The sequence below is a fragment of the Pseudomonas sp. CH235 genome, from assembly GCF_004368175.1.
Classification (GTDB): Bacteria; Pseudomonadota; Gammaproteobacteria; order Pseudomonadales; family Pseudomonadaceae; genus Aquipseudomonas; species Aquipseudomonas paraglycinae.
In genome coordinates this window covers 1-11,919 of record NZ_RRZJ01000036.1, presented here as the reverse complement: position 1 = coordinate 11,919, position 11,919 = coordinate 1, and the positions used below count along the sequence as shown (strand labels likewise).

Annotated in this window: 12 protein-coding genes; 7 read left to right on the top strand and 5 right to left on the bottom strand. The window is 61.1% G+C overall.

Annotation, left to right across the window (positions count from 1 at the left end; translation table 11 throughout):
• Positions 1-68 precede the first annotated feature (68 nt).
• The gene (locus tag EIY71_RS25395; protein WP_372239303.1) at positions 69-986 is read right to left on the bottom strand and encodes a DUF4880 domain-containing protein; all 918 of its coding nucleotides are present in this window, start codon (positions 984-986) and stop codon (positions 69-71) included.
• Positions 987-994: 8 nt separating this feature from the next.
• Positions 995-1,483 carry a sigma-70 family RNA polymerase sigma factor gene (locus EIY71_RS25390; protein WP_064600677.1) on the bottom strand — a complete coding sequence of 163 codons (489 nt, stop codon included), beginning with the start codon at positions 1,481-1,483 and terminating at the stop codon, positions 995-997.
• Between the two features lie 175 nt (positions 1,484-1,658).
• Here EIY71_RS25390 and EIY71_RS25385 point away from each other — a divergent pair, with 175 nt between their 5' ends.
• The 6 genes from EIY71_RS25385 (at position 1,659) to EIY71_RS25360 (ending at position 7,965) form a co-directional block, all read left to right on the top strand.
• Entirely contained in the window at positions 1,659-1,964 is a 306-nt protein-coding gene (locus tag EIY71_RS25385) for a DUF3649 domain-containing protein (RefSeq protein WP_039769401.1), read from the top strand.
• Complete coding sequence (locus tag EIY71_RS25380) at positions 1,961-3,550, top strand: PepSY domain-containing protein (protein WP_134023569.1); 1,590 nt, start codon at positions 1,961-1,963, stop codon at positions 3,548-3,550. Before EIY71_RS25385 ends, EIY71_RS25380 begins: the two co-directional genes overlap by 4 nt.
• Complete coding sequence (locus EIY71_RS25375) at positions 3,551-3,877, top strand: DUF3325 domain-containing protein (protein WP_074691728.1); 327 nt, start codon at positions 3,551-3,553, stop codon at positions 3,875-3,877. It abuts the gene before it with no gap.
• 1 nt (position 3,878) lies between these two features.
• Positions 3,879-4,445 carry an RNA polymerase sigma factor gene (locus tag EIY71_RS25370; RefSeq protein ID WP_074691725.1) on the top strand — a complete coding sequence of 189 codons (567 nt, stop codon included), beginning with the start codon at positions 3,879-3,881 and terminating at the stop codon, positions 4,443-4,445.
• The gene (locus EIY71_RS25365) at positions 4,442-5,431 is read left to right on the top strand and encodes a FecR family protein (protein WP_134023567.1); all 990 of its coding nucleotides are present in this window, start codon (positions 4,442-4,444) and stop codon (positions 5,429-5,431) included. The genes EIY71_RS25370 and EIY71_RS25365 overlap by 4 nt, the downstream gene beginning before the upstream one ends.
• Before the next feature lie 104 nt (positions 5,432-5,535).
• Positions 5,536-7,965: a TonB-dependent receptor gene (locus EIY71_RS25360; RefSeq protein WP_039769406.1), complete on the top strand. Its 2,430-nt coding sequence runs from the start codon at positions 5,536-5,538 to the stop codon at positions 7,963-7,965.
• On the opposite strand, the gene EIY71_RS25355 is transcribed toward EIY71_RS25360, so the two are convergent.
• Complete coding sequence (locus EIY71_RS25355; RefSeq protein ID WP_134023565.1) at positions 7,966-8,841, bottom strand: helix-turn-helix domain-containing protein; 876 nt, start codon at positions 8,839-8,841, stop codon at positions 7,966-7,968.
• Positions 8,842-8,980: 139 nt separating this feature from the next.
• Between EIY71_RS25355 and EIY71_RS25350 the strand changes: the two genes are divergently transcribed.
• On the top strand, positions 8,981-9,883 hold the full coding sequence (locus EIY71_RS25350; protein WP_039769409.1) for a DMT family transporter: 903 nt from the start codon (positions 8,981-8,983) through the stop codon (positions 9,881-9,883).
• A 28-nt stretch (positions 9,884-9,911) separates the two neighbouring features.
• Here EIY71_RS25350 and EIY71_RS25345 read toward each other — a convergent pair whose 3' ends face one another.
• Both EIY71_RS25345 and EIY71_RS25340 read right to left on the bottom strand, forming a co-directional pair.
• Complete coding sequence (locus EIY71_RS25345; protein ID WP_039769411.1) at positions 9,912-10,421, bottom strand: DUF2165 family protein; 510 nt, start codon at positions 10,419-10,421, stop codon at positions 9,912-9,914.
• Between the two features lie 151 nt (positions 10,422-10,572).
• Positions 10,573-11,547 carry a D-glycerate dehydrogenase gene (locus EIY71_RS25340; protein ID WP_134023563.1) on the bottom strand — a complete coding sequence of 325 codons (975 nt, stop codon included), beginning with the start codon at positions 11,545-11,547 and terminating at the stop codon, positions 10,573-10,575.
• Positions 11,548-11,919: the final 372 nt, after the last annotated feature.

The window sequence follows — 11,919 nt, the reverse complement described above, 5'->3', positions numbered from 1 at the left end:
GAATCAAGGGGGCTTTCCTTCTCTGTCACGCCAGATCTGAAAAACGGCTCATTTATTTTTACGCTTGATCAAACCTTGGCTTCGACCGTCACCCAATAGCGAGTAAAACGCTTCACTTTCACGGGCAGGCTTATTTCCAGCAGGTCGAGAATCCGCTCGCTGTCGTCCAGTGGATAAGTCCCGGAAATCAGCAGGTCAGCCACTTTCGCATCGCAATGGAGCTGCCCGCGACGGTAGCGACCGAGTTCATCGAGGAAGTCGCCCAGACGCATGTGCGCGGCCACCAGCATGCCGTCGGCCCAGGCGCCGCTGTTGGCGTCCAGCGGTTTTGCCACGCTGACGCCGGTGGTGCTGAAACTCAGTTGTCGGGCGACCGGCAGCAGCATCGGCGCGCGACCTTGTGCGTTCAATTCGACCCGACCTTCAAACAGTGCAATCTGCGTGCGGTCGGCAAACTGCCGTACGTTTATTCGCGCGCCCTGGGTTTTCAGCACGCCTTGGGCGGTTTGCACGTCGAAGGATTGCGTGGCGGTCAGCAGCATCTCGCCTTCGAGCAGACGGATCAAACCATCGCCCCGGACATCCGCCGCGCTGGCGGTGTTGAGTTGCAACTGGCCGTCGGCGCCGAGCGAGATCTTGCGCCGCTGACCAATCGGGCTGCGGTAATCGGCCAGCAGCGATGGCAACGGATTGTGCTCGCGCATGCCCCAGGTGACCGCCGAACCGGCGCCGAGAATCAGCAACAACTTCAGCGCCTGACGACGGCTGCCGGACTTCGGCGCATTCAGTGCGGCGTGGGCCAGTGGCGACGACAACCCGCGCAACCGCGAATTGACCCGCTGAATGTGCTCCCACGCGCGGCGGTGTTCGCTGTGGGCATCGATCCATTGCTGCCAGGCTTGTTGCTGGCGCGGGTTCAACGGGCCTTGCTGCATTTCCAGCAACCAGTGCACCGCCTGTTCGGCGACCTGCGCGGAAAAATCCATCGACGGGTTCACAGGGCGAAGTAGCAGCGCATCGCTGCCTTGTTCAGATGACGTTTGACCGTGGCCACGGAAATGCCCAGTTCGGCGGCGATCTGCGGATAAGTCAGGCCATCGACCTGCGCCAGCAGAAATGCGCGTTTGACGACGCGCGGCAGGCCATCAAGCAACTGATCCAGCTCCATCAGGGTTTGCAGGATGATGGCTTTCTCTTCTTCCGAAGGCGCAACCATTTCCGGTATCTGCGCGAGCGTGTCGAGGTAGGCGCGCTCCAGGTCCTGGCGGCGGTAATGGTTGAACAGCACGCGCTTGGCCAGGGTGGTGAGGAATGCGCGCGGTTCGATAATCACTGGCGGCTCGCGGGCGGTCAGCACCCGGATGAAGGTGTCCTGAGCGAGGTCGGCGGCGCTGTCCGGGCAGCCGAGTTTGCGCCGCAGCCAGCCGGTGAGCCAACTGTGGTGGGCCTGATAGAGCGATTCGACAGGATGGGCGGACGGCAACGGCATCACTCCGGGCGCATGCAGGATGCGTTAGAGAACAAGAATGGTTCGCATTGTAGGGCTGCGGAGGGTGCCCGGCAATCAGACTCTTTTGCGTATGAGAATATTTATCATTAATATTGCTCGCCTGTCGTTCGGCGTCTTGGTCGGACGTTAATCGTTTCAGGGTCGAAACATGAAAGCCAAACTCGCCACACTTCCCCTGTCCTATCGTCTGGCCGTCACTTCGCGGGTGCTCGCGGCGGTGTTCGGCGGCTATCTGGTCGCGGCATTGGCCAGCGTGACGCTGACGTTGTGGCTGCCGCTGAATCGCGCCGAGGCGGTGGTGACCGGCATGACCGTTTCGTTCCTGGTCTATCTGGTGGCGGTGCTCTGGTGTTTCGCCTGTCGCACGGCGTGGTCGGCGTGGGTCGGTCTGCTGGTGCCGAGCGTGATCCTGGCCACCGTTTCCGGCGCTGCGCGCGGTCTGGGTCTGGCATGAAAGAGGGTTTTCGACAAGCGATGGCCTGGCTGCACACCTGGACCGGGCTGATTTTCGGCTGGCTGTTGTTTGCGATTTTCCTCACCGGAACCCTGGCCTATTTCAAGGACGAAACCACTCACTGGATGCAGCCGGAAATCACCGCCCATCCATTGGATGCCGAGAAAAGCCTGACGCTGGCCCAGCACTATCTGCAACAAAACGCCCCCGACGCTTCGCGCTGGATCATTGGCCTGCCCGACGCCCGCGATCCCGGTCTGAGCGTGGGCTGGCAGCAGACGCCAGCCAAGCCCGGCGAACGCGGCGCATTCACCCGCAAGACGCTCGACGCGCAGACCGGTGTCGAAGTGCAGGCCCGGGAAAGCATGGGCGGCGAGTTTTTCTACCGCTTCCACTTCCAGCTGCAAATGCCTTATCCGTGGGGCCGCTGGCTCTCGACCATCGCCGCGATGGTGATGTTTGTCGCGCTGATCACCGGGATCATCACCCACAAGAAAATCTTCAAGGACTTCTTCACCTTCCGCCCGCGCAAGGGCCAGCGTTCGTGGCTCGACGGGCACAACGCGGTGGGTGTGCTGGTGTTGCCGTTTCATCTGATGATCACCTACAGCAGTCTGGTGATCTTCATGTCGATGGTGATGCCGGCGAGCATTCTGGCTTCGTACGGCAACAACGTTCGAGCGTTTTACGACGAGGTTTTTCCCGAATCCAGCATTCCCGAACGGGCCAATCAACCGGCGACACTGGCACCGCTGGCGCCCCTGTTGCTGGCGGCCAGCGAGCAATGGTCGGGTGGACATGTCGGGCGTATCAGCGTGAACAATCCGGGCGATGCCAATGCCTCGGTGGTGATATCCCGCGCGGGCTCCGACCGTGTGGTAAATGTTTCCGGCAGCGCCGTGACCTTCAGCGGGGTCAGCGGAGAAGTCATTGGCACAACGCCCGATCAGCCAATGGCGATGGCGGTTGCCGGCAGTTTCTACGGTTTGCACATGGGCCACTTTGCCGGGCCGGTGCTGCGTTGGCTGTATTTCATCTGCGGTCTGGCGGGCACGGCGATGATTGGCACCGGGCTGGTGATCTGGCTCGGCAAGCGTCAGCTCAAACACGCCAGGACCGGTGTGATGCCCTTCGAGTTGCGGCTGGTGCAAGTGCTGAACATTGCCAGCATGGCCGGACTGGTGGTGGCGGTCGCCGTGTTCTTCTGGGCCAATCGTGTGCTGCCGGTGAGTCTGGCCGGGCGTGCCGATTGGGAAGTGAACGCGTTTTTCATCGCCTGGGGCTTGAGCGTGGTGCACGCGATGTTGCGGCCGGGGCGCAAGGCCTGGGTCGAACAGCTGTCGCTGGGGGCTGCACTGTTTATCGCGGTTCCGCTTCTTAACGGTTTGACCTCCCCGTATCACCTCGGCGTGACAGTGCCTGAAGGCGACTGGGTTTTGGCCGGTTTCGACCTGACGTGTCTGGGCGGCGGCCTCTTTCTCGCCTGGGCCGCCCGGAAAATGCAGCGCGCCGGACACACCGTCAGCGTGCAAAAGCCAGCCCGCCAAAACGCCCGGTCGCTCACCGTTGAGCAGGGGGCGAACTGAATGCTGCTGGCGCTGTTGCTCTGTTATTGCGCATTCACGGCGCTGTGCCTGGCGATGCCTCGGCATCATGAAGAACTGCTGGGCCACAAACCTTCGACTCGCCGTCGGCAAGGTTTGAAACTCGCAGGCTGGCTGTTGCTGGGGCTGTCGCTGTGGGCGGCGGTTGCCATGAAGGGCTGGAGTTTTGGTCTGGTCGACTGGTGCGCGGTGTTGATGCTCAGTGCGCTGACGTTGGTGCTGTTGTTGCCCTATCGCCCACGCCTGGCCTTGACCATGGCCGGACTGAGCCTGCTCGCCAGCCCGGTCGCTGCATGGGCCTTGAACTGACATGCTGATCGGCCATCCTCCCGAGCACCGCGACGACGAACCCCACGGCGCCCGTGCGCATTTTCTTCAGGTGTTCCTGTCCCAGCGTTCGCAGATGGAAGCGCTGGTGAGCCGGCGCGTCGGTTGCCGGGCGACGGCGGCGGATCTGGTGCAGGATCTGTTTCTGCGTTTCTGGCGTCGGCCGCTGGTGCAGGTCGAAGAACTCAGCACTTATCTGTTGCGTTGCGCCGGCAATATCGCCATCGATCATTTGCGCAGCGAAGGCGCGCGGGTGCGGGTCAACGAAGGCTGGCAACCGGACGAGCCGGACAGCAGCGCCAGCGAACCGCAGGCGGCGCTCGAAGCGGGCAACGATTTGCGCCACGTCGAAGCGGCGTTGCGCGCGCTGCCCGAGCGCACGCGGCAGATCTTTTTGCTCAATCGCATCCACGGGCGCAAGTACGCCGAGATCGCCAAAGCCATGGGCCTGTCCCAAAGCGCCGTGGAAAAACATATGATGCGCGCCCTCGAGGCCTGCAAGGCCAGCCTGCGCGAACCCGCGCCACGCCTGCCAGGGAAAGCACCGTGAATCACACCGACCGCGTCATCCCGACGCCCGCTCAGGAGCAGGCCGCTTTCGCCTGGCTGAGCCTGCTGCATGACCGCCCGAGCACCGGTGATCAACTGACGTTCAGTCAATGGCTGCACGCTGACCCGGCCCACGCCGAGGCCTATGCCCAGGCGCAAGTGGTGTGGGAATTGAGCGAAGGGCCGGCGCGCACTCTGGCCGATGAAGACGCGCTGGCGTTGCAGGGGTTGCTCGATGCGATGGACCGGCCGCGTCGTCCGCAGGTCCGGCGTTGGGCCGGCGCGCTGGCGATGGCGGCCTGTCTGCTGCTGATGATCAGCCTCGGCAGCGGTTGGCAGCCGCAGCGCTGGATCGAAGATCTGGGCGCTGATTACGTGTCGGCACCGGGCGAGATCCGCACCGTGACCCTGGCCGATCAATCACAGGTGACGCTGGACGCCGACAGCGCCATCGCCGTGGATTTCAGTCACGGCGAGCGGCATGTGCAATTGCGCCGAGGGGCCGGATTCTTCAGCGTGACTCACACGGGTGATCCCTTTGTGGTCGAGGCCGAGAAAGGCCAGGCGCGAGTGTTGGGCACGCAGTTCGAAGTGCGCCTGCAACCCCATGGCGCACAAGTCACGGTGCTGTCAGGGCGCGTTGGCGTGACGGCGGCGCGTGATGCCGAGCAGCAGATTCTCACCGCCGGCCAGCAAGTGGCCTACGGCGCAGGTACTGCGGAAAAACTGCATGCAGTGGACAGCGAAGCGCAACTGGCCTGGCGCCAGGGCTGGCTGACTTACTACAAGTCGACACTGGCCGATGTGGTGCAGGATCTGCGGCGTTATTACTCCGGACGGATCGTGTTGCTCAACGACGAACTGGGTGCGCGCAAGGTCAGCGGCAGCTTTCCGAGCAAGGATCCGCAAGCGGTGCTGAACTCGCTGCAAGGGGTGTTGGGATTCGAGCAGCATCAGGTGTTGGGCAAGCTGATCATCCTGCGCTGAAAATATTTTCAACTTTGTGGTGAGGTAAACCCGGACGCCATCCGTGTAGTGACTGAAACTGCGAGTCATTCGCATCCGTTGCGGTTCTACACAGGTCATGAGCAATGAAGTCCAGGGCAAAATCGGGTTCGGTCAAACAGTGGTTGGGCGTTTCGGCCTTGAGTTTTTCGGCATTGGCCCTGTTGCCGGTGAGCGTGGCGCTGGCCGCTGAATCCGTCAGCAGTCAGCCACAAAAGCAATTCAGTTTTTCCCTGGCCGCCAAGCCGTTGCCTCAGGCCCTGAGCGACTTCAGCCGCGTCACCGGGCAGAGCGTGGTTTACACCGATGAAGCCCCGTATGGCCTCACCGCTCCAGCGATCAACGGCCAGATGAGTGCCGAACAGGCGCTGCAACGTCTGCTCACCGGCTCCGGCCTGACCTTCCGCCGCACCGACAGCCATACCCTGGCGCTCGAACCGCAACCGACCGCAGGCGCGTTGAACCTCGGCGCGACGAACATCACCTCGGTCATCGATCAACCGATGAGTTACCAGCCACCGGAAACCAGTTCGGTGATGCGCTCTTCCGCTTCGCTTCAGGAAATCCCCCAGACGGTCAACGTGATTGCGGCCCAGGTCATTCGTGATCAGGCACCGCGCAATCTCGATGATGCACTGGCCAACGTCAGCGGCATCACCCAGGGCAACACCTTGGGCAGCACCCAGGATTCGGTGATGACCCGCGGTTTCGGCGACAACCGCAACGGCTCGATCATGCGCGACGGCATGCCGCTGGTGCAGGGCCGTGGCATGAACGCCACCGTGGATCGCGTCGAAGTGCTCAAGGGCCCGGCCTCGCTGCTCTACGGGATTCAGGACCCGGGCGGCGTGGTCAACATGGTCAGCAAGAAGCCTGAACTGACCCAGTACAACGCGCTGACCCTGCGCGGCTCGACCTACGGCGACGGCAAGAATGGCAGCGGCGGTTCCTTCGACAGCACCGGTGCGCTGGGGGATTCCGGCCTCGCGTATCGCATGGTGCTGGACCACGAAGACGAGGATTACTGGCGCAATTTCGGCACCCACCGTGAAACCCTGATCGCGCCGTCGCTGGCCTGGTACGGTGAGCGCACCAAGCTGTTGTTCGCTTACGAGCACCGTGAATTCCTGACCCCATTCGATCGTGGAACCCTGATCGATCCGCGCACCAACCATCCGCTGGACATCTCGCGCAACGAGCGTCTCGACGAGAAATTCAACGACATGGAAGGCCGCTCGGACCTCTATCACTTCGAGGCCGACCACGAACTCAACGACGACTGGAAAGCCCATTTCGGCTACAGCTGGAACCGCGAAACCTACGACGCCAGCCAGGTCCGCGTAACCGCGATCGACACCAAAAAAGGCACCCTGACCCGCAGCATGGACGGCACGCACGGCGCGATCAGCACCGACCGCTTCACCACCGCCAGCCTCGAAGGCAAGGTCAACGTGCTGGGCATGCAGCATGACCTGGTGTTCGGCGTCGACGACGAGTACCGCAAGATCTACCGCGCCGACCTGATCCGCCAGAAAAGCCTGAGCACCTTCAGTTACGTCAACCCGGTCTACGGCCGCGAAGTTGAAGGCACCACCGTCAGCCCGGCGGACAGTGCGCAGACCGACGAACTGCGCAGCGATTCGGTGTTCCTGCAGGACTCGATCCACCTCAACGACCAGTGGATTCTGGTGGCCGGCGGGCGTTTCCAGGAATACGACCAGTACGCCGGCAAAGGCGTGCCGTTCAAGGCCAACACCGACAGCAACGGCCAGAAGTGGGTGCCGCGCGCAGGTCTGGTGTATCGCTACACCGACGCATTGTCGTTCTACGGCAGCTACACCGAATCGTTCAAACCCAACTCGACCATCGCGCCGCTCAGTGGCAGCAGCACCGTGCTCGACGGCAGCATCGCGCCGGAAGAAGCCAAGTCCTGGGAGTTGGGCGCACGTCTCGACATACCGGGTCGCATCACCGGCAACATCGCCCTGTTCGACATCAAGAAACGCAACGTGCTGGTGGCCAATTCCGAAGGGCCGACGACGATTTACAGCGCCGCCGGCGAAGTGCGTTCCCGGGGCCTGGAAGTAGACCTGACCGGTCAGCTCAGCGACCGCTGGAGCATGATCGGCAGCTACGCCTATACCGACGCCGAGGTTACGGAAGATCCGGACTACAAAGGCAACAGGCTGCAGAACGTGGCGAAAAATACCGGCTCGCTGTCGGCGGTCTACGACTTCGGCAGTGTGATCGGTGGTGATCAACTTCGGGTCGGCGCCGGCGCGCGCTATGTCGGTGAACGAGCGGGTAACGCGGTCAACGATTTCGATCTGCCGAGCTACACCGTGGCCGATGCGTTCGCCACTTACGACACCAAAGTCGAAGGGCAGAAGGTCAAGTTTCAACTCAACGTGAAGAACCTGTTCGATCGTACCTACTACACCTCGGCGGCGAGCCGTTTCTTCGTGTCGATGGGCGATTCGCGGCAGATTTCGTTGTCGAGCACGCTGGAGTTCTGATCAGCGCAAAAACGCCTGGCGATAATCGCCGGGCGTTCCACCCAGCACCTGGCGAAAGCGGTTGGTGAAGTGGCTGGCACTGGCAAATCCGCACGCCAGGGCAATCTCCCCCAGCGGCAACGCCGTGCCCCGCAACAACTCCCGCGCCCGACTCAAACGCCGCGCCAGCACATACTGATGTGGCGGCAGTCCGAAGCTCACCCGGAACATCCGCGCGAAGTGGTATTCCGACAACGCACACAACCCCGCCAGTTGCCCGAGGCTGATCGGCTCGGCCAGTTGGCTGTCGATGAACTCCACCAGTTGCCGACGTTGATGCGACGCCAGCCCGCCCTTGAGACGCAAGCCGTGGCGTACGCCGACCTGGCTCAACAAGGTTTGGCTGATCAGTTCGTGGGCCAGGCTGCTGGTCAGCAGACGCTCGCCAGGCTCGTTCCAATTGAGAGTGAGTAACTGGCGAAACCGTCGGGCCTGTTGCGGATCTTCCAGAAAAGTCTGTTCGCGCAGCTGCATTTCCCGGGGCTCGCGATCCAGCAGCGTGACGCAACCCAAGGCAAATTGTTCGGCGCTGAAATACAGGTGGGCCAGGCGAATGTCGCCATTGATCACCCACCCCGACTCGTGGTCGGCTGGCAGGATGCACAACTTGTCCGGACTGCCTTTGTTTCCGGGGGCGCCACGGCGGAACGTGCCGGTGCCGCCAGCGATGTAGCAGGAGAGCGTGTGATGGCTCGGCGCGTCATAGTCGCGGGCGTCGTGGTGGTTGGTCCACAAGGCTGCGGACAGGCCGTCCCCCAGCTCGGCGCTGCGCACAAGGCATGCGTTGGGCGAGCTGTTCAAGGCTTGAAAGACTTGCAGGGTATCGATGGCGGCCATGGTCGGTTCTCTTCAACGCCTTGCATCCTACTCCGTAGATGTTGCGCTGCCAGCCTGCACGCCGACAAAAGCGCAAGTTTATGCAAGCGAGGGGTGAAGGCGCAGGCGGACACTGAAACCCAATCGAGGAGTGTCTGCCATGAACCTGTCGTTGTATTTGTTAACTGTGCTGATCTGGGGCACCACCTGGATTGCCCTTAAATGGCAACTGGGCGTGGTGGCGATTCCGGTGTCGATCGTCTATCGCTTCGGTCTCGCGGCGCTGGTGTTGTTCGCGCTGTTGCTGCTCAGCCGTCGCCTGCAACCGATGAATCGGCGCGGGCATCTGATCTGTGTCGCGCAGGGCTTGTGCCTGTTCTGTGTCAATTTCATGTGCTTCCTGACCGCCAGCCAATGGATTCCCAGCGGTCTGGTGGCGGTGGTGTTTTCTACCGCAACGTTGTGGAACGCGCTGAATGCACGGGTGTTCTTCGGCCAGCGGATCGCGCGCAATGTATTGATGGGCGGGGCGCTGGGGCTAACTGGCCTGGGCCTGTTGTTCTGGCCGGAGCTGGCCGGGCATCACGCCAGTCCGCAAACCTTGCTCGGTCTTGGCCTGGCGCTCTGCGGCACGCTGTGTTTCTCGGCGGGCAACATGCTCTCGAGCCTGCAACAGAAGGCCGGCCTCAAGCCGCTGACGACCAATGCCTGGGGCATGGCCTACGGCGCGGCGATGCTCTCGGTGTGGTGTCTGGTCAAAGGCATTCCGTTCGAGATGGAATGGACGTCGCGCTACATCGGCGCGCTGCTGTACCTGGTGATACCGGGTTCGGTGATCGGTTTCACGGCGTACCTGACGCTGGTCGGTCGCATGGGGCCGGAGCGCGCCGCCTATTGCACGGTGCTGTTCCCGGTGGTGGCTTTGAACGTTTCGGCCTTTGCCGAAGGCTATCAATGGACGGCACCCGCATTGGCGGGGCTGGTATTGGTGATGCTGGGGAATGTGCTGGTGTTTCGTAAACCCGCAGTTGCAGTTGTTTCCACGCATGGAAAGTTGGCCTGAGATCGATTTGGCTTTGAGCGCTGTCTATTCAGCGCTCGTTTTTCAATGTTATGAAAATCAGTACAGGCAATATGAAGTCGACAATATGTCGTGCCCAGTCTTTCGCATTCCATACTTGTGAAGTGTCCATGTCGAACCATTCAACACCGATGGTTTGCAGGCAAACGTAATAGGTGAAGATTGCGATCAGCAAGCCAATGATCGAGAACCTTTTTGCCTCGTGAAATACAGCCGCAGATTCATTGACTTTGCGATAGAGATAATAAGTGCCGAGCAGGCAATAGGCGGTGTAGATCGCTTCCGTCGTGATGATGAACCAATAGATCCGATGGTGCATCATGGGCGATTCAATCGCCCTGTAACGTATGTTCTCGTTGATTTGAGTGGTATCCATACTCAGGATGTGTCCGACGTACACATAGTTTGCCGAATAGTCGGTCAGGTTTCCGTACATCACCAATAGTCCAAAAAAACTGATGTAGGCCATCAGGCAGACTTTGCTGTAACGGATTAATTGATCGGTATTGGAAATTCTCAAGGTGGCTATTCTCTGGAGTGTTTATCGTTATATTTGATAAGTCCGGAAATTTTATAGCGCGATAGTTTATTTTGTTGGTGTGTTGATTTTCAAAGTATGTATTGGCTGTAAGTTGTGCGGGCAAGTACTTTGCAATACTTGCCCGATTTATTTATCCGCGCCAGACCTGCGGGTTCACCAGATCCTGCGGACGCTCGCCGAGCAGGGCACTGCGCAGGTTGGCCAGGGCACGATTGGCCATGGCTTCGCGGGTTTCGTGGGTGGCCGAACCGATGTGCGGCAAGGTCACGGCGTTTTTCATCTGGAACAGCGGTGACTCGGCCAGCGGTTCCTTCTCGTAGACGTCCAGACCGGCACCGCGAATCCGGTTGTTCTGCAATGCCTCGATCAATGCCGGCTCGTTGACCACCGGGCCGCGGGAGATGTTCACCAGAATCGCATCCGGCTTCATCAGCGCCAGTTCGCGATGGCTGATCAGGTGGCGGGTCTTGTCGCTTAGCGGCATCACCAGGCAAACGAAGTCGGCCTCGGCCAGCAGTTGGTCAAGACTGCGGAACTGTGCGCCGAGTTGCTGTTCGAGTTCGGTCTTGCGGCTGTTGCCGCTGTAGAGGATCGGCATGTTGAAGCCGAAGCGGCCGCGACGGGCGACGGCAGCGCCGATGTTGCCCATGCCGACGATGCCCAGGGTCTTGCCGTGCACGTCGCAACCGAACAGCGGTGCGCCGACGCTGGCCTGCCATTGGCCGGCCTTGGTCCAGGCGTCGAGTTCGGCGACGCGGCGGGCGCTGCTCATGATCAGGGCGAAGGCCAGGTCGGCGGTGCTTTCGGTGAGCACGTCCGGGGTGTTGGTAAGCATGATCCCGCGTTCGTTGAAATAGGCGAGGTCGTAGTTGTCGTAGCCGACGGAGACGCTGGAGACCACTTCGAGTCTGGCGGCGGTTTCCAGTTGGGCCTTGCCGAGTTTGCGACCGACGCCGATCAGGCCGTGGGCGTGGGGCAGGGCTTCGTTGAACTGGGCGTTGATGTCGCCGTTTTTCGGGTTGGGGACGATGACGTCGAACTCCTGTTGCAGGCGTTCGATCATGGGGGGGGTGATGCGGCTGAAGGCCAGGACTGTTTTTTTCATTGGCATTGGGCTCGGGCTTGGCGGCTGGTGTGATGCCAAGCAAGCTAACATTTCTGTTTTGGGTTGTCTTGGCGGCCTTTGGGCCGACCAGGTTCTTGGGGTTTTGGGTGAATATCCGTTGCTGCGGTAACGGCTTCTTAGGGTTTCGCCCTTACGGCGAGTCACTTTTTTCAAACGCCAAAAAAGTAACCAAAAACGCTGGGCCCCGGCGTTCGGCACCTCGCTTTGGCTCGGTGTTCCTTCGTTCCGGGATTCATCCGGGGGCATCGCCTACGGTTTGCTTCGCTGCACCTCCTCTCGATGCATGCGGCTTCGCCGCACGGTCGCTGCGCTCCCACCCCCGGATAAATCCCTCCACTCAGCCTTCCGATG